This is a genomic window from Chryseobacterium mucoviscidosis (genome assembly GCF_002177115.1).
Classification (GTDB): Bacteria; Bacteroidota; Bacteroidia; order Flavobacteriales; family Weeksellaceae; genus Chryseobacterium; species Chryseobacterium mucoviscidosis.
This window is the reverse complement of the sequence record NZ_MVAG01000193.1, coordinates 107,712-131,741: the sequence shown is the minus strand read 5'-3', so window position 1 is coordinate 131,741 and position 24,030 is coordinate 107,712. Positions and strand designations below refer to the sequence as shown.

At 34.1% G+C, this 24,030-nt stretch carries 26 protein-coding genes; 19 read left to right on the top strand and 7 right to left on the bottom strand.

Features of this window, described 5'->3' with window-relative positions; all coding sequences use genetic code 11:
- Positions 1–10 precede the first annotated feature (10 nt).
- Positions 11–1,015: an LLM class flavin-dependent oxidoreductase gene (locus B0E34_RS20095; protein WP_087712354.1), complete on the bottom strand. Its 1,005-nt coding sequence runs from the start codon at positions 1,013–1,015 to the stop codon at positions 11–13.
- Positions 1,016–1,418: 403 nt separating this feature from the next.
- Between B0E34_RS20095 and B0E34_RS20090 the strand changes: the two genes are divergently transcribed.
- From B0E34_RS20090 to B0E34_RS20050, 9 genes are all read left to right on the top strand, one after another.
- Positions 1,419–1,895: a hypothetical protein gene (locus B0E34_RS20090; protein WP_087712353.1), complete on the top strand. Its 477-nt coding sequence runs from the start codon at positions 1,419–1,421 to the stop codon at positions 1,893–1,895.
- 333 nt (positions 1,896–2,228) lie between these two features.
- Entirely contained in the window at positions 2,229–4,433 is a 2,205-nt protein-coding gene (locus B0E34_RS20085) for a hypothetical protein (protein ID WP_087712352.1), read from the top strand.
- Between the two features lie 4 nt (positions 4,434–4,437).
- Positions 4,438–4,707, top strand: coding sequence for a hypothetical protein (locus B0E34_RS20080; RefSeq protein ID WP_087712351.1), 270 nt, complete (start codon positions 4,438–4,440; stop codon positions 4,705–4,707).
- A gap of 104 nt (positions 4,708–4,811) precedes the next feature.
- Entirely contained in the window at positions 4,812–5,840 is a 1,029-nt protein-coding gene (locus B0E34_RS20075; protein ID WP_087712350.1) for a hypothetical protein, read from the top strand.
- A gap of 12 nt (positions 5,841–5,852) precedes the next feature.
- Complete coding sequence (locus B0E34_RS20070) at positions 5,853–6,137, top strand: toxin-antitoxin system YwqK family antitoxin (RefSeq protein WP_087712349.1); 285 nt, start codon at positions 5,853–5,855, stop codon at positions 6,135–6,137.
- Between the two features lie 99 nt (positions 6,138–6,236).
- Positions 6,237–6,482: a hypothetical protein gene (locus B0E34_RS20065; protein WP_087712348.1), complete on the top strand. Its 246-nt coding sequence runs from the start codon at positions 6,237–6,239 to the stop codon at positions 6,480–6,482.
- Positions 6,483–6,722 carry a hypothetical protein gene (locus B0E34_RS20060; protein ID WP_087712347.1) on the top strand — a complete coding sequence of 80 codons (240 nt, stop codon included), beginning with the start codon at positions 6,483–6,485 and terminating at the stop codon, positions 6,720–6,722.
- Between the two features lie 75 nt (positions 6,723–6,797).
- Positions 6,798–7,172, top strand: a complete 375-nt coding sequence (locus B0E34_RS20055; protein WP_123956718.1) for a hypothetical protein — start codon at positions 6,798–6,800, stop codon at positions 7,170–7,172.
- The gene (locus B0E34_RS20050; protein ID WP_087712345.1) at positions 7,169–7,858 is read left to right on the top strand and encodes an endonuclease/exonuclease/phosphatase family protein; all 690 of its coding nucleotides are present in this window, start codon (positions 7,169–7,171) and stop codon (positions 7,856–7,858) included. Before B0E34_RS20055 ends, B0E34_RS20050 begins: the two co-directional genes overlap by 4 nt.
- A gap of 2 nt (positions 7,859–7,860) precedes the next feature.
- Here the strand turns inward: B0E34_RS20050 and B0E34_RS20045 are convergent, their stop codons facing one another.
- On the bottom strand, positions 7,861–8,229 hold the full coding sequence (locus B0E34_RS20045; protein WP_087712344.1) for a lipocalin family protein: 369 nt from the start codon (positions 8,227–8,229) through the stop codon (positions 7,861–7,863).
- Positions 8,230–8,360: 131 nt separating this feature from the next.
- Positions 8,361–10,487 (bottom strand): helix-turn-helix domain-containing protein, encoded by a 2,127-nt coding sequence (locus B0E34_RS20040; RefSeq protein WP_087712343.1) that lies wholly within the window; start codon positions 10,485–10,487, stop codon positions 8,361–8,363.
- A gap of 82 nt (positions 10,488–10,569) precedes the next feature.
- Between B0E34_RS20040 and B0E34_RS20035 the strand changes: the two genes are divergently transcribed.
- Positions 10,570–11,010 carry a hypothetical protein gene (locus tag B0E34_RS20035; RefSeq protein WP_087712426.1) on the top strand — a complete coding sequence of 147 codons (441 nt, stop codon included), beginning with the start codon at positions 10,570–10,572 and terminating at the stop codon, positions 11,008–11,010.
- Positions 11,011–11,161: 151 nt separating this feature from the next.
- Here the strand turns inward: B0E34_RS20035 and B0E34_RS20030 are convergent, their stop codons facing one another.
- Positions 11,162–11,698, bottom strand: coding sequence for a gamma carbonic anhydrase family protein (locus B0E34_RS20030; RefSeq protein ID WP_087712425.1), 537 nt, complete (start codon positions 11,696–11,698; stop codon positions 11,162–11,164).
- 153 nt (positions 11,699–11,851) lie between these two features.
- Between B0E34_RS20030 and B0E34_RS20025 the strand changes: the two genes are divergently transcribed.
- Both B0E34_RS20025 and hemH read left to right on the top strand, forming a co-directional pair.
- Positions 11,852–12,730 (top strand): NifU family protein, encoded by an 879-nt coding sequence (locus B0E34_RS20025; protein ID WP_087712341.1) that lies wholly within the window; start codon positions 11,852–11,854, stop codon positions 12,728–12,730.
- 66 nt (positions 12,731–12,796) lie between these two features.
- The gene (gene hemH / locus B0E34_RS20020; protein ID WP_087712339.1) at positions 12,797–13,819 is read left to right on the top strand and encodes a ferrochelatase; all 1,023 of its coding nucleotides are present in this window, start codon (positions 12,797–12,799) and stop codon (positions 13,817–13,819) included.
- An 82-nt stretch (positions 13,820–13,901) separates the two neighbouring features.
- Here the strand turns inward: hemH and B0E34_RS20015 are convergent, their stop codons facing one another.
- On the bottom strand, positions 13,902–15,848 hold the full coding sequence (locus tag B0E34_RS20015; RefSeq protein WP_165763035.1) for a M4 family metallopeptidase: 1,947 nt from the start codon (positions 15,846–15,848) through the stop codon (positions 13,902–13,904).
- Positions 15,849–16,308: 460 nt separating this feature from the next.
- Between B0E34_RS20015 and B0E34_RS20010 the strand changes: the two genes are divergently transcribed.
- Together B0E34_RS20010 and B0E34_RS20005 are read left to right on the top strand one after the other, a co-directional pair.
- Positions 16,309–16,536: a hypothetical protein gene (locus B0E34_RS20010; protein WP_076390900.1), complete on the top strand. Its 228-nt coding sequence runs from the start codon at positions 16,309–16,311 to the stop codon at positions 16,534–16,536.
- Position 16,537: 1 nt separating this feature from the next.
- The gene (locus B0E34_RS20005; protein WP_076390899.1) at positions 16,538–16,789 is read left to right on the top strand and encodes a hypothetical protein; all 252 of its coding nucleotides are present in this window, start codon (positions 16,538–16,540) and stop codon (positions 16,787–16,789) included.
- 117 nt (positions 16,790–16,906) lie between these two features.
- On the opposite strand, the gene B0E34_RS20000 is transcribed toward B0E34_RS20005, so the two are convergent.
- Both B0E34_RS20000 and B0E34_RS19990 read right to left on the bottom strand, forming a co-directional pair.
- Entirely contained in the window at positions 16,907–18,118 is a 1,212-nt protein-coding gene (locus tag B0E34_RS20000; RefSeq protein ID WP_087712335.1) for a type IX secretion system plug protein, read from the bottom strand.
- A gap of 626 nt (positions 18,119–18,744) precedes the next feature.
- Positions 18,745–19,770, bottom strand: coding sequence for an IS110 family RNA-guided transposase (locus B0E34_RS19990; protein ID WP_165763034.1), 1,026 nt, complete (start codon positions 19,768–19,770; stop codon positions 18,745–18,747).
- 468 nt (positions 19,771–20,238) lie between these two features.
- Between B0E34_RS19990 and B0E34_RS19985 the strand changes: the two genes are divergently transcribed.
- The 5 genes from B0E34_RS19985 (at position 20,239) to B0E34_RS19965 (ending at position 24,011) form a co-directional block, all read left to right on the top strand.
- A complete protein-coding gene (locus tag B0E34_RS19985) occupies positions 20,239–20,877 on the top strand; it encodes an MBL fold metallo-hydrolase (protein WP_087712329.1) in 639 nt (212 codons plus the stop codon).
- Positions 20,878–21,013: 136 nt separating this feature from the next.
- Positions 21,014–22,006 carry a phosphotransferase gene (locus tag B0E34_RS19980; protein ID WP_087712424.1) on the top strand — a complete coding sequence of 331 codons (993 nt, stop codon included), beginning with the start codon at positions 21,014–21,016 and terminating at the stop codon, positions 22,004–22,006.
- A gap of 62 nt (positions 22,007–22,068) precedes the next feature.
- Positions 22,069–22,818 (top strand): hypothetical protein, encoded by a 750-nt coding sequence (locus tag B0E34_RS19975; RefSeq protein ID WP_087712327.1) that lies wholly within the window; start codon positions 22,069–22,071, stop codon positions 22,816–22,818.
- Between the two features lie 24 nt (positions 22,819–22,842).
- Positions 22,843–23,430 (top strand): leucine-rich repeat domain-containing protein, encoded by a 588-nt coding sequence (locus B0E34_RS19970; RefSeq protein WP_087712325.1) that lies wholly within the window; start codon positions 22,843–22,845, stop codon positions 23,428–23,430.
- A 17-nt stretch (positions 23,431–23,447) separates the two neighbouring features.
- Complete coding sequence (locus B0E34_RS19965) at positions 23,448–24,011, top strand: leucine-rich repeat domain-containing protein (protein ID WP_123956716.1); 564 nt, start codon at positions 23,448–23,450, stop codon at positions 24,009–24,011.
- Positions 24,012–24,030 lie beyond the last annotated feature (19 nt).

The following is a 24,030-nucleotide window of genomic DNA, read 5'->3' as shown; positions in this document are numbered from 1 at the left end:
AAATTCTTTATTATTCGTTAAATACGGAGTTTCTGGCTTTTCTGAAAATACTGTATGATTCCAGTCTTTTCTGATGATCGTAAATGTGGGAATTAATCATCAGTTCATCCACATTAAATTTTTCCTGAAAACTTTTCAGCTTCTCTTCAATTTCACTCTGATTTCCGATAAAAGTATATCTCAGTTTCTGCAAAACCATAGATTTTTCCATGGGCGACCAGATGTCGTCCATATCATCAACCGGCGGTGCAAAAGGTCTTCTGTCGTTTCGTATAATATTAATAAAAGCCTGAAACAATGTTGTTGACATTTTATGAGCTTCTTCCGAAGTTTCTGCTGCAACTCCGTTTACACAGGCAATGATGTAAGGTTTATCTAAATATTTTGACGGTTCAAAATGTTCCCTGTAAATATTGAAAGCCATTTCCATCTGCTCCGGCGCAAAATGCCCCGCAAAAGCATACGGAAGTCCCAATTCTGCTGCCAAAAAAGCACTGTCTGTACTCGAACCTAAAATATACATCGGAATATCCAGTCCCTCTCCCGGAATTGCACGAACCAAAGCATCACGGTTTTCTTTGGAAAAATATTTCTGTAATTCTAAAATCTGTCTTGGAAACTGCTGGTTAATCATTGCAGGATTTCTTCCTAAAGCCTGAGCGGTTAAACCATCTGTGCCAGGAGCTCTTCCCAAACCAAGATCGATTCTTCCGGGAAATAGGGATTCAAGGGTTCCGAATTGTTCGGCAATGACTAATGAACTGTGGTTCGGAAGCATAATTCCTCCGGAACCGACTCTTATTTTTTTTGTTCCGTTGGCGATAAAACCAATCAGAACGGAGGTTGCAGAACTGGCAATGCTTTCCATATTGTGATGTTCGGCAAGCCAGAATCTTTTATAATCTAAATGTTCAGCATGACTGGCTAATGATAAACTGTCCTGAAAAGTATCATGAACAGTTTTTCCCTGCTTTACAGGGGCAAGATCCAATACTGATATTTCAAAATTTTTCATATCGGGATATTCTGTTTAGACAAAAGCATTTCATAAAACTTTTGTCGATTCATTATTTTAAATTTTTACACAACAAAGATAAGACTAATAAACTGCATTAGTTACTTTTTGTAATCGATAAGATTAATGGTGAGGTTCAGGGAAAAACTATGGGGGAAATTTACTTTTTGCAATTGTTTTAGAAACACAATCTGCTCCCGAAAACTTCAGATCCATGAAAGCGTATTATAAAATTACAGCAAGTGAGTATAATTTTCTATTCATATCAATATTAAGTTTAAAATATTTAAAATTTAATTATTTCACAATAAAAAATTAATAAAAACTGTTATTTTTTAAAATTATAATGATTTTGTTAAAAATTAATTGATTTTTAATACATTTGAACAAAAATTTATAAATTATGAAAAACGTTATTCAGACACAACTTACCAACGATTTAAAAACACAAATAGATGCCAAAATTGTTGAATTAGAAGCCTTATTTCAGGGAAAACTGGCTGCTTTAAATGCCGAACAAAGAAAACTTTACGGAACCATAAATGAGCAGAACAAACTTTTTGTGAACAAAGTGAGAGATTATAAAATGAACCAACCTCAGTTGAGTGCAGATGATGTAGACTGGGATGAATTTGAAAGCGATTATCAGGCAAGAACTTTCTTAGAAACTAGAAAAGAAAGATTAGCCAGTTTGGTATATCAAATGGAAAGTACCAAGATTTTACACGATTACGATAATTATAATGATGCATTAGACGATTATGCATACTCTCAATACAAAAAAGGAAGAGAAGTAATTGGCTTTGCAGAAAAAGTAGCAGACCTGAAACAGTTTTTCCCAAGAACAGCAAAAAATAATATGCCTGAAGGCGAAAAATAAAGTAATATAGTATAAGTAAAAACTCAAAACCTAAACGTTAAGGTGAACAAAAGACCTGATTAAGCCTTTCTACGTTCTGTTTAAGTCTTATTACATTCCGTTTAGGTTTTTTAACTAAAGTTTTAAGTATTTCAGGCAAATCTTTAGATAATTTGTTGAAAATTTTAGCTATTTTCATCAAAAATTTAGAAAAAATAAAATCAGGTAGTTTTATTAACTGTCCTGATTTTTTTTATAAACAAAAAAATAACACGTCAAATTTTGGCGCAGCCAAGCTTTAGCTTTGTTTTCAGAAACATTTAAACAAATATTAATTGAAAGAACACAAAGATTATGGAAGATTTTGACGATGAATTTGGGGATCTTTCCCAATTTAAAACGATTACTTTTGAAGAGGCAAATAAAGGAGTTGCTGAAAATAAGAATGCTTTTGAAAATACTCTAATCAATAAGGATGATTCTCCAGAATTTAGGAGCAAGTTTCACGATTACAGAAATACACCTTTAGGGTATTCTTATCTCACAGACGAGCCTGTATCTATTTTCCCTTCAACCGGGATAGATGAAACCGGAAAGAAAGGATACGAATACAGAGCAGAAGTTTTGCCCTGTGAAAACGGTTCACAGGTATTGGGAAGCTACAATACCAACAAGCGAGAACCACAAAGCCTTTTCCTATTTTATGAAAAGCCTAATTCTAACAAATCCAACTTTGCAGGGGACTTCTATGCTGCTAAAATGGGAGATTATTTTGTAAGCCTTTTTAAGCAGTTTCCGGAACCTTTACCTGCCAAAATAGGAGGAAAGTTTTTTAAAAATATTACTTCTATGGAAGATGAGGCAGGTTATTTGGCACAACTGGCTTATACTTATGAGGGAGATAAGATTAATGCAACTCTTGTTCGGGATGCTTTAATGAGAGAATATCAGTTTTATACCGGTGACAGGAGGTTCGAAGAAATTATAGGAGATATCTCTTCCATTCCTGCTGATGCTATTGGGTGGTGTGCCAAGCAACTGGAAGACTTTAAACCTAATGAAAAAAATTATGACCCCGCTTCTAAAGATTACTCCCCTCTGATTCCTGTTTTTACAGGAGTCGCAGTTCCTGTAAATATGAACAAGGCAGCAGAATTTTTTGAAGATTTGGGCAGCAACCCATTTGTACAGGGGGTAGAGACTGCTTTTAGCCAAGTATGGGAACTGGTGATTCAATCTGCAAGTAAAGTGAAAGACGCTTCTATAGAACACTTGCCAGATTCCTTCAAAAAATTGGTAACCAAAATTACCGGAATTATCAATTCTATTAAAACCTTTCTTTCAGAAATTAAAGACACCGTTACAGATTTGGCAGAGAAAGGAATTGAATTCTTGAAAATTCTTAATGCTTTTAATTGTGGAGTAATAAATGGTTTAGTAGGTTTGGTACAATGTATTTTGTATATTTTGGAGTTTCTTTTGCAGCCTGCCACTACATTTTCTTACCAGCAGTATCTGGAAAGAAGAGACCTTTTGGAAAAAGCAGAAGATGTATTGGATTGGGCACATGAAAATGTATCTGTTTTTTTAGAAGGGGTTAAAAACCTGTTTAGTTCCAGTGGAGGTATTTCCCAAGATGATTTTCAGGGTATATTTGATGAGTTAAAAGGATATTGGAATAATGCATCCCGTTATACAATAGCATTTTATACAGGAGTTATTGCCTTTGAGTTCATCATCAATATTTTACTTCTGATTTTCACTGAAGGGGCAGGTAACATCATAAAAGGAGCTACTTATGTAGAGAAAGCATCCAGTCTGCTTTGGGTTCTCACCAGAGAAACGTTCTCAGCAGTAACATTTGGTATTACAGATTTGTTGCTTGGGCTTGGAAAGCTTATCTTTAGATTTGCAAAAGCCTGTGCTAAAGGCTTCAAAGGATTTATTAAATTTGTTGAAGAACTTTTGCAGGGTGCTAAAAATGGCGCAAAGGCAGAGGATTTAGCTGAAGAAGCGCATGATATTGAGGAGGTGATTGTAAAAGGAAAGAAAAAAGGCAAACACTCGTCAAATAATATTGAAGGAGAAGGATTATATGGTGGAAAAATATTGTCCGAAACCGATATTGAAGACTGGGCTAAGATTTTAAAAAAGAAATTTGGCACTAAGCTTCAAAAGGTAGAGAGTTTTGACAAACCTCATATTTTGGCACTATTTGACCCAAATACTAATACCATAAAGTATAAAGACAATGTCACAGAATATTTTATGTTACATGAATCTTTCCATGCGGAAGAAATGCACTTAATTAGCTTTGATGAATATGTAAAGCATGCTCCTTTAAAAGATACGAAAGAAGATGATTATACAGTAGAAAATTGGCAACATATTTACAAACGAGAAAAATATGTGTATGATAAGTTAGTAGAAAATGCAAAAAAATTTAATTTGAACGAGCAGGAATTATCTACACCGCCCTTCGGGCATGCCTTTCAATATTTTGATGGACAGATAGTTTTAAAATTAGAAAAAAGAAATATACCAATCCCAAAAAATTAAAATTATGATAGAAAAAAAATTAGAAAAGAAATTAGAAAAGTTCTTGAAAGAAAACAATAGACAATATTACGAAGATTCTATTGAGTATTTAGGCTTAAGGGAGGGAGGCACTATTCATAGAAAAATTAGAAACTTTCATATAGTTTCATATAGGGTTTCTATCTCAGATCAAACTTATGGCGGAGACGCTTTCTATAGTGCTCGTTTTGATGAAAAGGATTATCATTTAGTAGATATTATTGGTCCCCAATCTTGGGAAAATTTTGAAGACTGATATTTTTATAAACCCATTTCCTACTGTACATTAGAAGTGGGTTTTCTTTTTTTAAAGCCTGTGCTAAAGGCTTCAAAGGATTTATTAAATTTGTTGAAGAACTTTTGCAGGGTGCTAAAAATGGCGCTAAAGTAGAGGATTTGGCGGAAGAAGCGCATGATATTGATGAGGTAATTTTACAAGGGAAGAAGCTAAGAGGATTTATTGCTCAAGACATTAAAAATTGGTTTCGTACCAAATATAAAATAGGAAAAGCCACTTTAGAACTTCTTGAAGAGTTGGGATTAACCATTATAAGAAACATTGATGATCGATTAAAAGGAGCAAAAGCACTTGCAACACCTGAAGGTTTTATTGTACAATATGGTAATGACAATATTTTTGAAGGAACTGGTGATGCGATTAGACTTTTTTCAAAAAAAATAGAAAATATAACTAATTCTTCAGGGAAAAGTACTGCAAAAACATATATTTATGAATTAGCAGAAACTCAAAAAGATTTTAGAAATGCATATAAGCAAAAGTATGTTGGGAGAAAGCTAGCCAATTTAGTTGATGAGGCAAAGGCACTTCTTTATTTTGGAAAAGAAGGCAAGCAAACAGTAAAAGCTGTAAATAAATATGTGGAAGAATTAATAAACGAATTTTCTAAGAATGAAAGAAAAAAATTCGTTATGGTATGTGGCATGACTCATAAAGATGGAGAAAATATTTCTAAAACCTTTACTGCACATAATTTCTATAGAAAGGGAGATATAGATGAATTAGGTGAATTTTCTGAGGAATTTGGAAGATATGTTCTCGATAAAAATGGAACACCGAGTATTTACCAAAATTTTTTAGATGATATGCATATTACTCTTAAAAAACGTTTTGAATATCATAATAAACATTTTAAAGAAGGTTTACATGCAGACCGTCTGGATGCTGACAGAGCTGGTATACAAGCTTCTCATGGAGAAATACGTGCACTGGATGCTTTGTTGAAAAATGTAGATCCGCTAGGTAAGCAAGGAGATGAAATATTTAAGAAAATTACAGGATATAATAGGTTTTTAGCTAGGGAAGGTGTTCAACCACCATGTGCTCATTGTCATTTTTTAACAACTTTTGTTACATTTATTGAACTTTAAAATAAAAATATTATGGCTTTAAAAATAAAATATGAAGATTTAGAACACGGAGGATTTGATTTCGGAGGAAGTGAAATTCTTTTATACAAAGGTAAACCTTTTACAGGTATTTGCCAGATTTATGAAGATGAAGGATGGCTTTCTGGTGAAAATGAATATCAGAATGGATATTTGGAAGGTTGGATAAGAGACTATTATGAAAACGGAAATTTAGAAATGGAATATCAAATCCATAATAATATACCCGTTCCAAACACAACCAAAGTTTATGACAAAAATGGCAATTTGAAAAAGTAGAAAAACTGACCATTCTAAATAAGAAAATGGAATTATTATTTACGAAGACGAAACTATGTAAGGAAGGGTACGGTTGTTCGAAAACCTAAAAAATAAATAATGGAAATACAATATTTAAAAACAATGGAAGCTAATTCCTCATTTTGGAATAGAAAATCAAGAGGTTTTTCTTTAGATAAAATAGAAGAACTTGAGCAAAAACTTAATAATGGAATACCCTTTCCAAAGGCATTAAGAGAATATTTATTTTTGGGAGGAGAATTCAATAGTTTAGGATTTGACCACGAAGGCATTGGACAAGACGGAAGCGAATGGATCGCACTAAAGAAGTATTACGAAAAGTAAATGAGGAAAAATAACCTTTCTATTAATCGTCCTTATGTTGTATTGGATTCTTATGACGGGGCAATCTTTAGTTTTATTTATTTGGATGAAGGAGATGATCCAAGACCGTACAATTTCAGTGTTAGTGAGTCTTATAAAGGTCCAAATGGAGAAACAATATACCCTTTTCCCGAGAAAACATTTAGCCAGTTAATCAACCGTTTGGTAGATTATGCATTGAGAGGATTGCAACCGTGGTAAAAACAAGATTGCCCATCATTTGGGCAATTTTTTCATTTTTTATTTGAAATAATGGAAATAAAATATTTAAAAATAATGAAAAATAATCCTGAAATTGATAATAGAATAAATGAAGGGATTAATGAAACAAAAATAAAAGAAATGGAAAATTTTGCAGGACATAAATTTCCAGACGCTTATCGAGAATTTTTATTTTTAGGAGGAGAAAATAATAACTTGGGATTTGATAGTGAAGAGCATCCTATTTTGTTATTTTTTAACGTAATTATAAAATCCATTTCCAAAATCATTTTAGACGAAAATACATTTACGGTAATTGATTTTGCAAAGACCGATAAGCAAAGATTTAATGAAATAGAAAATGAAGAAATATTCTTCAAAGATACAAGTCGTTATGCAAGTTATTATGACAACAATCAACGGAAATTAATTTTAAACAGAGACTATTGAAAATCGCAACCCTCAACATCGATTGGGCAAGAAAAAAGAAACCTTCAGGAACCGCAGAATTTCTTAATCAGTTTGAATTTGATTTCCTTATTCTCACGGAAGCCATTGATCTTGATCTTCAAAATTTCCCATATAAATATCTCTGTTCGCCAATTCCTGAGAACACCGTTTATGAAAATCTCAATTATTCAGAATATTTAAATGGAGAAAAAGCTTTCCGGACAGTTTTATACTCTAAAATTCCCTATTCGAAAAAATATGCTGTGGCAGATGATAAAACCAATCTCGCTTTGGAATTCGAAACAGAATTGGGAAAAATTGTTTTCTACTGCACCATTATCGGAACTTGGTTTAACCGAAAACCTTTTGTTGATATCGAATTACAGAATACCATTCGCGATTGCCGAAAAATTGAAGCTGAGAACAAAAATATTTTTATCGTTGGCGATTTTAATACCTCCTTCCGAAAAGGAGAGGAACAATTTTCAATTAATTTAAAAACAACAGAAGCTTTAAAAAATCTTTTTGAAGAATTAAATATCATCCCTGTAACTTCAGAAATTGAAGAAAATATTGATCATATTGTTATTCCGAAAGGTTTTTCAGAAAATACAGAATACGGAATTTTTGTGGATAAAAATGTGGTGAGTGATCATAAAGGCGTTTTTATGACAATCTTAAATTAAAGCTATTTATCAATGTACCGTTTAAAAACCTGTTTTTCTTTACCTTCTTTTTTATTCTGAATTACCAAGACATCTTTGCTCAGTTCCTGAATTTCAAATGTCTTTTCTTTTCCCATTAAAGTAATTTTCAAATTTCCTTTGGTTTTTTCAATTTTATAAGGACCGGTCATTCCGCCAATCATTCCGTTGGAAGCCTGATCGATCATTTCAAGACTTGCCGTACTGTCTTTTTTAAAGGTGAATATTCCGGTAGAATTGCTGTTCGCAATGGATTTCTGCGACCATGAACCAATGAGGAGATCATAATTGAATTTAGAATCGTGATCTGCATTCAGTAAAAACGCAAACAAAAAAGTAAATAGATATTTCATTGTGATGAGGATTTAAGACCTAAAAATACAAAAATTCATCTGAATTTATTCTTCAAAAAAAAAATTATGATAAAAAAACCTCACAGGTTTTAAAAACCTGTGAGGTTTGTGGCTGATACATCAGCAATATTTTATTGATTTTTCTCCTTCAGATAATTAAAATGATTGATCAGAATCCGGATTTCATTAAATTCAAAATCACTCGGGAGAACATTTTTCCACTCCGTTAAAGTTTCTTTGGGATCTTTGTAGAAAATATCTTCAAAGGCTTTTATTTTATCTGAAGTGACCACTCTTGAAATATCGAGCAATCCCTGTTCTGCAAATTTTGCGAGATGACCGATCACGGTTTCTTTCACCAAACCTCTTTCAAGAGCGATTTCCCCGATGGTTTTCCCCTGTTCAAACAACTGGAACGTAAGAACCTGAGACGGGACTTTCGCCACTTTCATGCTCACTTCCTTGTTATTGATCTCATCCAGAAGTTTCGTTTCCAGCAAATAAATTTCCTTTAAACTGTTTAAATATTCTTCAATATCTTCCAGCCAAACCCGGAAATCTTCGTTATACTGTTTCAGACCTTTTGTTCCTTTAATTTCAGCATAAAAATCTTTCAGCGGACTGAAAACCTTATCTCTGATTTCAGTAAAAAAGAAGTTCACCGCACCTTTGGTTTTGCTTTCAATTTCAGACCATTCTTCTTTCTGCTCAATGAAATTATTCACCTTTTGAGAAATAACCCTTTCCAGTTTTTCAAAAATTTTGCCGAGATTAACGATTTCAGGTTTTAACTGGTTATATAATTGCTTTGTTTTAAGATGATCCAGACTTTTCGTTACAATTGAAAGATTGTTCCAGTCTTCAACTTCTTTTAAAAGCCACTGAGAATCGACTGCACGAAGTACTTTCCTGATGCTGTAATCGTATTTTTCGTTATTTAAAATCTTTTCAACCTGATCATTCGCAACCGTATCGGTATGGAAATGCAGAATTCTGTTGTCTTTAAAGATAACTTCAGGCGTAATTTTAGATTTCAGAACAATTCCTTCCAAAGTACGGCAACGCGATAAAGCAACATACACCTGTCCTGCGGTAAAACTTTTTCCGGCATCAATAATCACACGGTCAAAGGTTAAACCCTGACTTTTATGAATGGTAACCGCCCATGCTAATTTTATCGGAAACTGTTCGAAACTCCCCAAAACTTCTTCTTTGATGTTTTTATCGGTATCCAGAAAATATTTTTTCTGTTCCCAGACTTCACGTTTTACGGTAATTTCCCTTTCGCTACCATCCAGAATTACTTTAATTTCATTTTCGTCCAACGCAGAAATTTCGCCCAGTTTTCCGTTGAAATATCTTTTTTCTCCGGAAATATCATTTCGGATAAACATAATCTGCGCTCCGATTTTCAGGTCTAAAAACTGTTCGTTCGGGAACTGGTTCTCTTTAAATTCTCCGAAAAGTTTGGCTTCGTAGGTTTTGGATGTTACTTTTATTTCGTCGAGTTTTTCCTGATTGATATCGTCTGCCATTTTATTGTGCGAACAGAGATAAACATAAGGTTCGTCTCCGGAATTAAAATCCGGATCATATCTTTCGTTTAGCCTTTCAAAATCTATATTCGCAATATCTCCGTCACGGATGGCATTCAGAATCGCAAGAAAATCTTCATCCGACTGACGGTAAACTTTAGTAAGTTCTATGGTAATTAATGGGATTTCCTTAATCGCATGGCTATCAAAAAAGAAAGGCGAATTGTAGTACATTTTAAGAATATGCTCATCTCTCACAACCGGCGGAAGCTGATACAAATCCCCGATGAACAACATCTGAACCCCTCCAAAACGCTGATTATTTCTACGGATAAACCTCAGAGAAAAATCCATCATATCCAGGACATCGGATCGAAGCATGGAAACCTCATCAATAATAATCACCTCTACTTCCCGCAAAAGTTTAAGCTTATCTTTTCTGTATTTGAAATGAGGCATCAGGTCTGCAATATTATTTGCCAGACTCGTATCAATTCTTTCCGTGGTCGGTAAAAACGTTCTTAACGGCAGTCCAAACATAGAATGAATGGTTACGCCACCTGCATTAATGGCTGCAATTCCTGTAGGAGCAACAACGATGTGTTTTTTTCTGGTACGTTTTACAAAATCGTTGAGGAAAGTCGTCTTTCCTGTTCCTGCTTTTCCCGTTAAAAATACGCTTCGGTTGGTATGTTCTATTAAGTCAAAAAAATGATTGTTCATCGCTGTCAAAATTACGGAAATGAAACTTAAAATCCTTATCTTGGCATAAGTTTTGAAAATTTTGAAACAGAAAAAAGTAATTATGCTAAAACCTCTTTCTTATATTTCTGTCGTATTATTCAGTATTTCGGTAGTATTTGTTTCCTGCGGAACCGCAAAAGAAGCAAACGCCAATCTTCCTCAGGATATCGCAGAAAGACCTGCCGATGAAAGCAGCCAGAAATACGATCAGGCGCAGCTCGACAGAATTCGGGTTTCCATTGAATCTGAAGTTACGAAAGAAAAATGTACGGATGCAACTGAATGGGCTTTCGCTCCGATGGGCGCAAAATCCTGCGGCGGACCTCAACTGTACATTGCCTATCCTAAAAAAATGGAGAAAAGTATTCTAAGCAGAATTGATGATTATACTGAAAAAGTAAAAGCATTTAACCAGAAATACGGAATTATGTCGGACTGTATGATGGTGAATCCTCCTACTGCAATTAAATGTATAAAAGGTAAAGCCGAACTGATTTATTAAAAAACTATTATAAAATTCTATCAGGAATTTCACTAAGGATAAAAAAGCATTACTGAAGATTTCAGCAATGCTTTTTATTTTTATGAATTTGAATTTACTGTGAAAAATTTACTTGCGAAGCAAAATTCACCATTCACCATCAAATTAAAATTTATCCTTCCAAATTTTTCACGTTTTCTTTATACCATGAAGAATATTTCACATAATTATCTGCAATTCTGTTCACTTCTCCTTCCAGAAGCTGCGAATTGATGTCTTTAATTTTTCTTGCCGGAACACCGCCCCAAACTTCTCCCGATTTTACATGGGTTCCCTGCGTTACCACAGATCCTGCTCCAATGATCGAGTTTTCTTCCACAAGACAGTCGTCCATTACAATTGCTCCCATTCCGATAAGCACATTGTCTTTAATGGTACATCCGTGAACAATCGCATTATGACCGATGGATACATTGTTTCCGATATTCAAAGGATGTTTCTGGTACGTACAGTGTAACATTGCATTGTCCTGAACATTTACTTTATTCCCCATTTTGATGTAGTGAACATCTCCTCTAATCACCGCGTTATACCAAATGCTGCAGTCTTTTCCCATCGTAACATCTCCGATAATGGTTGCTGTTTCTGCTAAAAATGTATTTTCTCCTATTTGTGGGGCTTTCCCTAAAAGTTCTTTTATAAGTGCCATATTTTTTATTTTGAAAATTTTATAATGCGCCAAGTTGAAAATGATCGATTGAAATCATAGATTGTAAATTACAGTGATAGCAAAAATCTAACTCCCAACTTCCGGCTTCTTATTTCTAATTGCGTATTTTTGTATCTCAAATTTAAAGAAAAAATGCGTACGATACTTATAGAGCCAACCGAAAACCCGAAAGTGATGAAATTTGTAGCAGATTACAATCTCATTCCGGGATCTTTGGAGTTGGACAGAGATTCAGATATTTCAGAAATTCCGATTGCTCAGGAACTTTTCAATTATCCGTTTGTGGAAAGAATTTTCATCACGGCAAATTTTGTAGCAGTTGCAAAACAGGATACGGTAGAATGGGAACACGTGGCAGAAAGCCTTAAAAATGTAATTGAGGACGAATTGCTTGCAAACCCTAGAATTTATCTTCAGAAGAAAAAAGAAATGTACCAGATCTATGCGGAAATGACTCCGAACCCGAATGTAATGAAATTTGTTTCGAACAAGTTGCTGCTTGAAGGTTTTGTAGAGGTAAAATCAAGAGACGCGGCGGAAGGTGTTCCTTTGGCTCAGGCAATTTTCAATGAATTCGATTTTGCGAAAGAAGTTTTTATTTCCGATAATTTTGTGGCAGTTACGAGAGATAATTCTGTAGAATGGCATCAGGTAATGATGACGGTTCGTGCATTAATTGCAGAATACCTGCAAAACGGAGGCGAAATTTCAAATATTGAAGCCCAGAAGCATGAAAATCCGGTTGAAAAAATCATCAACAGAGAATATACAGACGACGAACAGAAAATTTCTGATATTTTAAATGAATATGTAGCTCCTGCGGTGGAAAACGACGGTGGAAAAATTTCTTTAATGGAATATGACAAAGAAAACAAAACCGCAAAAATGCTTTTACAGGGTGCCTGTTCAGGATGTCCAAGCTCAACAGCTACGCTAAAAGGCGGAATTGAAAATATTTTAAAACAGTTTGTTCCGGATTTAGTAGAAAAAGTGGAAGCTGTAAACGGATAAAAACATAAGTAATCAGTAATAAGCTCTATTAAATTACTCATTACCATTACTCATTATTTATATTTTATGAAAGGAATTTTATTAGTAAATCTTGGTTCGCCGAAATCTACGGCAGTAAATGATGTAAGAGAATATCTGGATGAATTCCTGATGGATGAAAAAGTGATCGATTACCGCTGGTTTTTCCGTGCACTTCTGGTACAGGGAATTATCCTGAACACAAGACCGAAAAAATCTGCGGAAGCCTATAAAACGGTTTGGACGGACGAAGGTTCGCCGCTTATCGTGATCACAGAAAAAATTCAGAAGAAACTTCAGAAAGTGGTGGATGTTCCTGTGGAAATAGGGATGAGATATGCACAGCCGAGTATTGAAGCCGGAATTCAGAAACTGGTAGATCGAGGAGTTTCCGAGATTGTACTTTTCCCGCTGTATCCTCAGTATGCGATGAGCACGACAGAAACGGTGGTGGAAAAAGCAGAAGAAGTAAGAAAACAGAAGTTTCCGAAGGTAAAGATCAATTATATTCAGCCTTTTTACGATCGTGATATTTACATCAACTGTTTAGCGGAAAGCATCAGAGAAAAACTTCCTGAAAATTTCGATGCGCTTCAGTTTTCTTATCACGGAGTTCCGGAAAGACATATTTATAAAACCGATCCAACGAAAACGTGTAATCTGAACGACTGCTGTTCCAGAGAAAGCAATCCGAGTCATACGTTTTGCTACCGTCACCAATGTTTTAAAACAACCAATCTGGTAATTGAAAAACTGAATCTTCCGAAGGAAAAAACCATTGTTTCTTTCCAGTCGAGATTAGGAAAAGACAAATGGATCGAACCTTACACCGATGAAACGCTTGAAACCATCCCTAAAAAAGGAGTAAAAAACCTGGCAATTGTCTGTCCGGCTTTCGTTTCAGACTGTCTGGAAACACTGGAAGAAATTTCCGTAGAAGGAAAAGAGCAGTTTTTACACGGCGGTGGAGAAAGTTTCCATTACATTCCGTGTCTTAATGATGAAGACCGATGGATTGAAGTGGTAAAAACACTTTGCGAGGAAAAACTTCATGAGTTTTATCTGGTATAGTACCTTTTAAATCTCAAGAACAATAAAGAAGACCACAGAAAAATTTCTGTGGTCTTGCTTTTAAAAATATTATGGTATACTATTATTTTTTAATTAAGTTCCCTGCTTTTTGTCCGTTTACGGTTACTACGTAAATTCCCGGAAGCATATTACCCGGAAGCTGAATTTCCACTCTGTTTGCTCCGTCCGTTAATTTCACTTTCTCGGAAATTTCTCTTTTTCCTGTTAAGCTCATTACTTCTACCACTCCGCTTCCTTCTTTACCATCGAATGAAACGGTAAATTTATCTGTTGCCGGATTTGGACTGATGGTGTAAAGCAATGCGTCCGAAACAGCCGTTTTTCCTGCTGCAGAAGTTCCGCCTCCTACTCCTACGGCATTCCATGCGTTGGTAACCTGAGTAACTTCAGCACTTCCTGCACCGTATAAATCTGCAGCAGCCTGAAGAGAATATGTTCTTGCATTCAGGAAAGTAGATGAAGAAGACAAATAAGTAGTCAGTGTTCTGTAAGCAATTGCCGCTGCTTTATCCAGACCGATTCCTGTAACATTGTAAGCAAATCCTTTGTCATTGGTTCCGCTTCCTCCGGTTACTAATAAATAATACCAGAAATTAAGAACTCCCGAATTAGTATGAACTCCACAATAGTCATTGGTTTGGGAAGGAGTTACACAACCTGTTGTCGTTGTAGTCTTCCAGTATGTTCCAAGATAAGTATCCGGCTGTCCGTAAGCATTCGGGTTTGCCATATCTCTGATCACGTAGCTGAAATCTTCTCCTAATTTCCAACTATTCTGTGTAGGTCTTGCCCAACGTTCTATTGAATTTCCGAAAATATCGGAGAAACCTTCATTCAATGCTCCGGATTCTCTCTGGTAAGCAAGGTTTGCTGTTTTGGAAGTCATTCCGTGAGCAATCTCATGTCCGCAAACATCTAACGCTGTAAGAGGTTTTCCTCCATTGGTAGATGAACTTCCATCACCATACGTCATTCTCGTTCCGTCCCAGAACGCATTAAAATAGTTAGTAGAATAATGCACGTAAGATTTTATCGCAAAATGGTTGTTATCAATACTCTTTCTTCCGAATTTTGTGTACAGATAATCCAAAGTCATTTCGGCACCCCAATGTGCATCGGTTGCATACTCGTCTTTGTTTGTATTAACATTATTCCATGTGTTATCCGCATCTGTAAAATCTACTGCTGAAGCGTAGCTGGTTCCCTTTTTCAGGTTGAAGGTCTGCACTGCTGTTCCGCCGTTTCTTCCTGTTTCTCTCAGTCTGTAGCTTCCGTTGTAAGAATCTGATACGATGCTTCTCGTACCGCTGTATCCTGTAACTGCCGTTCCCGGTGCGTTTACTTCATGAATGATTGCATCAACCCCCAATACTTTTCCGTCTTTTGCATCTACGAAAACATATTGTCTGCTTAAAGGTTTTTCTGCATAGATATCAAATTTATAGGCTAATTTTAAGTCGTTCATTTTTTCATCTGACGGATCAGAGTAATAAACTACTTCACCTTTAGGAGCAAAAGAAGCATTGGCATCATTAGATTCTTTTTTAATGAATTCTTCTTCTTCTTTATTCTGCCATTTGTAAGATTCAGCCCCTACAAATGCCATTGCATTCTGTAAAGCAATGTTTTCTGAAATTTTTGCGCTTTTCTCTAAATTTTTCGGAGTTTTAACGATCCATTTTCCGGACTCTCCTACAATCTTGCCGTCTTTTGTCTGTACAGCCATCATTCCGTATTCTACAGGAATACCATCAATGGTCTGCTGGAATCTGTGTGTTTCAAATCCCAACTGATCTTTTTCAAATCCCAACTTACGACCTTGAGCCTGAGAAAGTCTCTGCGAAGCTTCATCGAACAAAACGGGACTGCCCTGAAAAGCAGGTCTGTCTTTTTCGAATCTCATAAAATCTGCATGCAATCCGTCTTTCGCCGGAATTAATTTTGAAGGAACATTTTGCCCGAAAACAAAAGAGCATACAGCAACACTTGACACTAGGATAAATTTCATTTTCATAATAAATATTTAATGGTTTTAAATTTAATTAACATAAACTCTTTACCAAATTAACGAAATAAATATTAATTATTCAATAGAAATTATTTATCGACATAAAAATCACAATTACAATTTTATCATAAGTGTCATTATTTATGTAAAATTTAATATGAAACTATATTTTATGTTAAAATTTTTAATATAAATCATAGATTCTTGAATTAAAATTTTTCACTATGTAGTGCATTATAATTCAAAGTTATTTGAATTATATACAAAAACTCCACTATTCTACAAAAACAAATAATCGATAAAATAAAAAAACACCCCTATAAAAAAATTAAAAATGATAAAAAAAATAGCAAATAAATAAAATACCCCCTTAAAAATTAAATAAATTTTTAAAATAAAATAATTTTTCATTACCTTTACCCTATCAAATAAAAAGTTCAATCTCTTAAATAAAGAAATGATGAATGCAACTGTAGAAATTCTGAAAAATAAAATTGAGAACTTAAATTCTGAAATGCTGGAAGCTTTTGCACAAATGATAGAAAATTTTGAGACAGAAAGAACAGCAGAAATACCACAATTCTGCATGGATGAAATTCTATACAGAATTCAGTTTCATAAGGAAAACCCCAAAACCAAACTGGATTTCTATGAAAACATTTCTGAGCTGAAAAAGTTTTGTGCTTAAAATGAATATACTGCTCTCTTCTATCGCCAAAAACGACATAAGACTCCTTATGAGAGTTTTTAATGCCGAAAAACAAAATAAAGGCATTGATTTTTTAGAAGAATTAAAAGAATGTGTAAACGCAATTTCAGAAAAAGAGAAAAAAAGATTTCAGGAAACCCTTGTTGAAACAATGCAGGGTTATCCCGTAAACATTCATTATCTTTTTGAAGATGAAAAAAATATTCTGATTACAGCCGTATTCAAAACATAGATTTACGCAACTTCCACACTATTATTATATGCAAACCTCACGGATTTATCTGTGAGGTTTTTTAATTATAGATTTTCAGTTCAAATCTTTTGTAAATAAATTAAAGCCTTAAAAAAATTATCTCACCGGCGTTCTGAATTCACCATACCCCATTAATCCGTCATAATTTCTTCCGAAAGGAGCATAATATAAAAATGCCTGATAAAGATTTTCCGTCTGCCAGAAATTCCCGTTCACTTCACCGAAATTCAGCGTTCCGTCAGGATTTTTTGTTGCCAGAATGTAGTTGTAAAAACCCTGCTTCAGATATATTTTTGCTACATATTTTTTTGAAGCTTCATCATACTGCATCTGGTTTTCTTTACTTGGCTTAAAATTATTAAAACCTCCCAAAACAAAAATTTCTTTGTCCGTAGGTTCAGAATCGAGATAGAAATACACCCATGAATAATCTGCCTCTCTTGTGGCATCTCTTTCTCTTCCCAGATCGTTTCTTCGGTAATACCAAGCTCCGTTAACGTCTGGCTGATACTGATAATTCAGCGGGAAAGCCCAGACCGGATGAAGATAAGTCTGGTTGACTCCTTCCAAAAGTTCGGTTGCACGAACCATATCTGCTGCCATATTCATATTTTTATTATCGAAATAATAAAACTCGTTATTTCCGGGAAACACCAATGACAACTGCTGAAAAAGAAGCTGGTTCCCCAATGTGGCACTTGGTTTTAAATTATTTATTGTAACATTAGGATTATTGTTCTGCATTACATTCAGTGTCATGGAATTGACATTCGAGGCCAAATCTCCCCCTTTCGGAACGGCTTTCACTTCTACCCTTTGGTTGGCATCAGGTTTTCTGGCATCAGCAAATCTTGAAATTCCCAAAGCTAAAGTTGCCGCATCCTCCACGACGTAAAATCTTCTTTTAAAAAGAGGCTTCTCGGCAGAATCTTTATAAACGATCAGTTCAAAATTTCCTGAAATTTTTGGCTGCATTTTTTCATTCGGAAAGTTCAGTGTGTAATGGGTGTACGATTGCAGGGTGTTGAAAGAGTACTGAAATTTATCCAGCAAACCATTTAAACTTCCGTTGGCAAACTCGGTAAAAAACAGATTATCGTCTTCCCAGTTTCTGTTGTAATGCTTTAAGGTATATCTGTAGATTTCACTTGCGTTGGTAAGATCATCGAAACTTAAAACCAACTGCTGATTAAAATTAATAACCGGTGTTTCGTCATTGGTTTGTGGATTGAACAGTTGAATACTCTGGATGTTCTGTCCAAAAACCAATCCGCCAAGAGAAAGTAAAAGTAGCTGCAATGTTTTCATTATGACGAAGATAAAGAAAAATCGTTTTTAAACAACAAAGCAACATATCTTTATTCATTAAAAAATGCCTGAATTTTATCTTAACCGCAAAAGATTTTACATTTTAGTTATTTATCCTAAGTTCGGGATAATTCTTATTAAACGCAAGGTTAAACAAAGAGATTCAATTATCAGGAATTCAGCTTTTAAGATATACGAAGGCGTAAAACTTATCAAAGTAATACCATTTTTGTCTTTTTTAAATAAACGAAGTGCCTTTGTTTAACTTACCAACTTTTAATAATTAAAAAAAATCTTTTGTTTTTCTTTGCGATAAATTAATATAATGCTATAAATCAAATATCTAAATTTATTTCTTATCCCGAACTCAGGTTATTTAAATTTAATAATTAAATAGGAAAAAAGCACACATAAGTTTAAAAAATCAAAGATTTTTTCTCTTTGCAGGCTTTTGAAATACTTTAAATAAATCCAATAATCTTTTGCATCTTTTGCGGTTAAAATTTAAATCAAAACTATAAGTCTGTTTAAACTTTTATTTAACCGCAAAAGGTACTGTGTTAATATGCAAATTATTTTTTAAATTTGTTTAAACTATTTTTTGGGAAAGCTATTGTTTATCCCGTTCAGACAGGCGAAACCCTGTCTGTATTTTTATTTTCTTCATAATTGATATTGAATTCTTCCTCTTTTTTCCAGAGAACGTAGATTAAACACAATAACTTTCTCGCTACGGCTGTTACCGCTATTTTTTTTGCAGGTTTCCGTTCCGTTAAATTTCTGTAAAAAGATTTCATCGAGGGATTAAATCTACTGGCACACAATGCCGGCATATAAAGCGCATACCGAATAAAGCTGTTTCCTTTTTTCGAAATTCTTGTTTTTCCCTCTCTGCTGCCAGACTGGTTCTGCTGTATATCAAGACCTGCATAACTGGTAAGCTGTTTGGAATTGGAGATTAAGGCAAATGCATTTGTTTCAGCCACAACGCAAACAACTGTTATAAAACTCACTCCCGGGATCGTGCATACCCGCTGTATTTTATCATAAAAAGAGCGGTCTGTCATCACCAAAGTTCTTATCTCTGCCTCTATCTCCAGTGCCTGAGTTTCGAGCAATGCAATCTGTCTTTTTAATCTTTGTTCTGTACTTTCAGGGCATTGATAACTGTAAAATCTTGCATGAAGCTGGTTTTTGACCTGATTTATTTTATATTTTATCTCGCGATACTCTCTGCTTAAGAACTTAAGCTCCCGCATGATTCCGGATGGTTTTTGCCAAAATCCAAGTCTTCTTTCCAAGCCCAGCCTACATAAAACTTCAGCATCTACCTTATCCGTTTTCGTCTTTATGTTCAAACTTTTGACATAGTGTTTTACCATATTGGGCAATAAAACCGATGCTTTACAGTCGTTTTCTGTGAGATAATAAATCAGATTTTCATAATAAACTCCTGTAGCTTCCATTACATACATCAAATTTTCTGTAACCTGAAGATCTGAAACCCAATTCAGCAGTGCCTTAAAACCGGTTTCATTATTCGAAAACCTTTTGTTATTTTGCAGCTTATGATTCTGGTCAGAATCTATACATCCGATACAGCAATCAAGATGATCCTTGGATATGTCAATGCCAACACACTGTTTTTTCATCATATTATTTTTTATAAAGCCGCAGTTTCCGATTATCTTTTCTCGTAATTATCCGGGATATTTATTCATTCCCTAAGTACTGTTCAGATTTTGGAGAAACTTAGAGACAGAGAATCTTTCTTTTTACGGTATATTAAAATCAAATCAACTACCTGTCACAAAATATTTCTTCTGTCCCTTAGCTTTTTGGTTATCCTATGTAAACGTAAATTTTTGATATGCAAACATACGAGTCACAAAAGATCTACTATTTTTATTTGAAGCTGATCATTATAAATGAAAAAGCTCACAACAGTTTTTAAAAATCTTTGATTTTTATTCTTTTGAGCGCTTTGATTATTCTAAAAATTCGCTTTAAAATTATCTTTTGTCCCTTTTGCGGTTAATTCTGAAATTAGTTTAAACAAGTTTTATTTTTAAACAAAAACTTTTGTAGCTACCTTTGTTTCCAATAAAAATATTCAGAATATGCTTCAGATTCAAGGTTTCGTATTCAATTTTGCAAGCGAAAACACTTATATCCTTTATAATGAAAATAAAAAAGCATGGTTATTTGATCCCGGAAATATGAACGGACAGGAAACCAAAGCGATCGAAAGTTTCATTTCAGAAAATGAACTGAAAATTGAAAAAATTCTTTTAACGCACGCTCATATTGATCATGTTTTAGGCTTACAATGGGCTTTTGACATGTATAAAGTCCCTGTTTTGATGCACAGAGAAGATAAAGAAGTGTTGGATATGTTCCAGATCAGCGGGATGAGATTCGGTTTTGAGCTGGATCATATTAATGTGGAAATTCAATATATTAATGAGGGTGACGAACTGGATTTTGACGGAGAAAAGTTTAAAATCTATCATGTTCCGGGGCATTCTCCGGGAAGTGTGGTTTATCATAACGAAAATCAGAAGTTCATTATTTCAGGGGATGTTCTGTTCGAAGGAAGCATCGGAAGAACTGATCTTTATAAAGGAAACTACGAACAATTAATTGACGGAATTAAGACCAAACTTTTCATTTTGGATAACGACACTCAGGTTTTCTCCGGACATGGAAACCCTACGAAAATCGGGTTTGAGAAGGAGTATAATCCGTTTTTTAAGTAAGAGTGTTTGAGTGTGGGTGAGCTAAGAGAGTTTAGATACGAACCTTACTGTTTTAATCTAAATTGATTTGCATTTGATTACAAACAAGGTTGTTTCATATAAAGTACTGTTCACTTACGGATATAAATTTAAATTAATGACAGAAAAATTCCCTGCTATAAACAGTACGCTTGATCCCGTGTATCTCGGATATCTTATTCAACAAAAATACGGACTGAGCGGTAAAACCGAGTGCCACATCTTTCGGCTTGCCATGAATCATTTGTACATGGTTCATGATGAGGAAAAGAAATTTGTTTTCAGGGTGTATACTCATCATTGGCGGACAAAATCTGAAATTGAGGAAGAACTAAAGCTTCTTCTTCATTTAAAAGACGCAAACCGGCAGGTTGCTTTTCCTATCGCAGACAAATTCGGCGACTATATTCAGGAAATTGAAGCACCGGAAGGAAAAAGGTTCGGCGTTTTATTTTCCTATGCGAAAGGCATAAAGACAGCAAAATTTTCTTCTGAAACAAGTTTTCTGATCGGACAGGCTTTAGCCAGAGTTCATCAGTCGGCAGAGCATTTTGAGCTGAACAGGATTTCTTATAACGCAAAAAATCTGCTTATAAACCCTGTTGAAAAGATAAAAAAAATCTTTAACGATGGTAATCCCGAAGTTATTTTTCTGGAGAAATTATCTAAATTTTTAAGCCTTAAATTCGAAACTTTCGACAGACAGCAAATGAGATACGGAAGTGTACATCTTGATGTCTGGTTTGATAATCTGCATATTGATAATGAAAAGGAAGTTACTTTTTTCGATTTTGATTTCTGCGGAAACGGCTATTTATGTTTTGATATTTCTTACTTTCTGTTTCAGCTTTTGGCAACCAACCTGAATGAGGAAGAATATTGGGTAAAAGCAGAAAGTTTTTTAAAAGGTTATGAAACGGTAACAGCAATCAGTAACGAAGAAAAAAAGTTCTTATCTTACGCCTGTTTAGCTGTCATGACGTATTACATCAGTGTGCAGTGCGACAGATTTGAATTCTGGACAAATATCTTCCTAAATGAAGATCATCTGAAAAGGATGGTTGGAAATTTAAAACGATGGATGGCTTATCATTCTATTGAAATTGAATAAAAAATATATTTATAGAAAAATCTTACAAATAAACTAATACCTAAAATTTAAAATTATTAAACATGAACAAAGAAGAACTGGTAAGAAAACTGGCAGGAGATTCATTTCAAGAATATTTAGAAGCATGTAGTGAATTGCCGGATTATGCAAAAAATGGCGGAGAACTGGATCAGGAAATTATAGAACGTGCATTATTTGTCAATCTTTTTCCTTTTTGGGCAAACCATAAGGATTTGAATGATAAATATGACGAAATAACAAGCGAACTACCCAACCATTCAGACTTACTTCAAACCGACCAAAAGTATGATTTAATGGGAATTACCGCTTTTGTTAACGGACTCATGAATGGAGTTTTCGATGTATCGGGATTTTTATGGGCTAATAATGGATACATGAGCAGTAAAGTCTCCTGCGACTCTATATCAGAATATTATAAAGAGCAGGGGAAGGATAAAGAAGCAGCCTATTTTCAAGAACTCGGCGAATGGTTCTTGACAATCTATTCCGCAACAACCGATGTATTCCGAGCTATTATGAATATCAAATCATGGAATGAGCAAATGGTGATTGGTCTTACGAATTTCTTAAATAAAAGCTTAAGCCAATATGGTATTTTCGAATGGATCTTAAGCGGATTATACGAAGTTGTAGACGACCCGTTAATTAAAGAAAAGGTATTTGATCATTATATTGATTCCTTCAAAAAAGCCAGAGAAAACCTGAAAAAAGAAAAAAATAAAGAAGGAGCAGATCAGATTACCGGGAAATTGAAAAATTTGAGAAAATTGGCTAAAGGACAAAATGTTTAAAGTTTAGATAGTAATAATATTGTAATGTATTCTTTTAGGAAAAATAAATTTTCATCATTAAGCGAAGCACTTGAAAATCCAAAGAATTGTAAAAAACTAAGTCTGCTGTTTATAGAATACAATCTAAAGGACAAAGGTGCCATTTTTTCGCAATTTATCAACTTAAGAACCTTAGAAATTCAGGCACATCCTTTTATTTATAATTTGGATGATTTTGAACTTCCGAAAGAAATTGCTGAATTGAAAAAATTAAAAAAAATTTCACTCCTAAATCTTCCATTAAAAGTTTTTCCTGAATGGCTCACCCGAATAAAATCGTTACAGTATTTAATGATTCGAGGAAATGATATTGATACAGTTCCTGAGACAATATCGCAATTAGATCAATTAAAAACATTACGTATTGAAAACTGCGAACTGAATAAATTACCAAAAACCCTCAACCAAATGTTAAACTTAAAATATTTAGGTTTGTGCGAGACAAAACTTACAGATTTAAATCCTGATCTTTTTCCAAAAAATTTAAAAGAAATAAATTTATCCGGCTCAAGAAGATACAAAGATGATGATTTTGAAAATTTGAAAAGAACAATGAAAAGAACTAAGATATAAATAAGTATATAATGATTATGGAAAATCCAATAAAAATAGGTAATCATTATTATGATATAAACAGTGAACATTTCTCATTGAAATGGGAAGAATCTCCAATTAATTTTAATGACTTATCTTATCTGAAACAGTTTCCTAATCTTATATCTGCCAATTTTTACAGTTCAAATCTCAATGATGAAGGATTAGCTCATGTCTCAAATTGCTGTAAAATTGAAAATTTAGATTTACAGGACACTGAAATTACGAACGATGGCATAAAATATTTAAAAAATTTAGAATTTCTGCAATATCTTCGGTTAAAAGGCAATACACAACTTACAGACGAATGTATTCCATATTTGACAGAAATAAATAATTTACTAAATCTGCAAATTCAGGAAACATCAATTACTGAAGTTGGTTTGAAAAAATTAACGGTAATGAAATATATGAATATGATTACCATTCAGGTTTGGAACAATAATTTTACATTTGATGGTCTTTCAAAAATATCCCGTGAACTTCCGCACTGTGAAATTTTAGCAAAAGGCAACGGATCATTTTGCAATGGTGAATTTGAAGGAAAATGGAAACATTAAATGAAGGCTTTTGAAAATA

Excerpts from the sequence above, each read along its gene's own strand:
- B0E34_RS20095 (WP_087712354.1), bottom strand. The coding sequence starts at position 1,015 with ATGAAAAATTTTGAAATATCAGTATTGGATCTTGCCCCTGTAAAGCAG.
- B0E34_RS20090 (WP_087712353.1), top strand. The coding sequence starts at position 1,419 with ATGAAAAACGTTATTCAGACACAACTTACCAACGATTTAAAAACACAA.
- B0E34_RS20085 (WP_087712352.1), top strand. The coding sequence starts at position 2,229 with ATGGAAGATTTTGACGATGAATTTGGGGATCTTTCCCAATTTAAAACG.
- B0E34_RS20080 (WP_087712351.1), top strand. The coding sequence starts at position 4,438 with ATGATAGAAAAAAAATTAGAAAAGAAATTAGAAAAGTTCTTGAAAGAA.
- B0E34_RS20070 (WP_087712349.1), top strand. The coding sequence starts at position 5,853 with ATGGCTTTAAAAATAAAATATGAAGATTTAGAACACGGAGGATTTGAT.
- B0E34_RS20065 (WP_087712348.1), top strand. The coding sequence starts at position 6,237 with ATGGAAATACAATATTTAAAAACAATGGAAGCTAATTCCTCATTTTGG.
- B0E34_RS20060 (WP_087712347.1), top strand. The coding sequence starts at position 6,483 with ATGAGGAAAAATAACCTTTCTATTAATCGTCCTTATGTTGTATTGGAT.
- B0E34_RS20055 (WP_123956718.1), top strand. The coding sequence starts at position 6,798 with ATGAAAAATAATCCTGAAATTGATAATAGAATAAATGAAGGGATTAAT.
- B0E34_RS20045 (WP_087712344.1), bottom strand. The coding sequence starts at position 8,229 with ATGAAATATCTATTTACTTTTTTGTTTGCGTTTTTACTGAATGCAGAT.
- B0E34_RS20040 (WP_087712343.1), bottom strand. The coding sequence starts at position 10,487 with ATGAACAATCATTTTTTTGACTTAATAGAACATACCAACCGAAGCGTA.
- B0E34_RS20035 (WP_087712426.1), top strand. The coding sequence starts at position 10,570 with ATGCTAAAACCTCTTTCTTATATTTCTGTCGTATTATTCAGTATTTCG.
- B0E34_RS20030 (WP_087712425.1), bottom strand. The coding sequence starts at position 11,698 with ATGGCACTTATAAAAGAACTTTTAGGGAAAGCCCCACAAATAGGAGAA.
- B0E34_RS20025 (WP_087712341.1), top strand. The coding sequence starts at position 11,852 with ATGCGTACGATACTTATAGAGCCAACCGAAAACCCGAAAGTGATGAAA.
- hemH (WP_087712339.1), top strand. The coding sequence starts at position 12,797 with ATGAAAGGAATTTTATTAGTAAATCTTGGTTCGCCGAAATCTACGGCA.
- B0E34_RS20015 (WP_165763035.1), bottom strand. The coding sequence starts at position 15,848 with ATGAAATTTATCCTAGTGTCAAGTGTTGCTGTATGCTCTTTTGTTTTC.
- B0E34_RS20010 (WP_076390900.1), top strand. The coding sequence starts at position 16,309 with ATGAATGCAACTGTAGAAATTCTGAAAAATAAAATTGAGAACTTAAAT.
- B0E34_RS20005 (WP_076390899.1), top strand. The coding sequence starts at position 16,538 with ATGAATATACTGCTCTCTTCTATCGCCAAAAACGACATAAGACTCCTT.
- B0E34_RS20000 (WP_087712335.1), bottom strand. The coding sequence starts at position 18,118 with ATGAAAACATTGCAGCTACTTTTACTTTCTCTTGGCGGATTGGTTTTT.
- B0E34_RS19990 (WP_165763034.1), bottom strand. The coding sequence starts at position 19,770 with ATGAAAAAACAGTGTGTTGGCATTGACATATCCAAGGATCATCTTGAT.
- B0E34_RS19985 (WP_087712329.1), top strand. The coding sequence starts at position 20,239 with ATGCTTCAGATTCAAGGTTTCGTATTCAATTTTGCAAGCGAAAACACT.
- B0E34_RS19980 (WP_087712424.1), top strand. The coding sequence starts at position 21,014 with ATGACAGAAAAATTCCCTGCTATAAACAGTACGCTTGATCCCGTGTAT.
- B0E34_RS19975 (WP_087712327.1), top strand. The coding sequence starts at position 22,069 with ATGAACAAAGAAGAACTGGTAAGAAAACTGGCAGGAGATTCATTTCAA.
- B0E34_RS19970 (WP_087712325.1), top strand. The coding sequence starts at position 22,843 with ATGTATTCTTTTAGGAAAAATAAATTTTCATCATTAAGCGAAGCACTT.
- B0E34_RS19965 (WP_123956716.1), top strand. The coding sequence starts at position 23,448 with ATGGAAAATCCAATAAAAATAGGTAATCATTATTATGATATAAACAGT.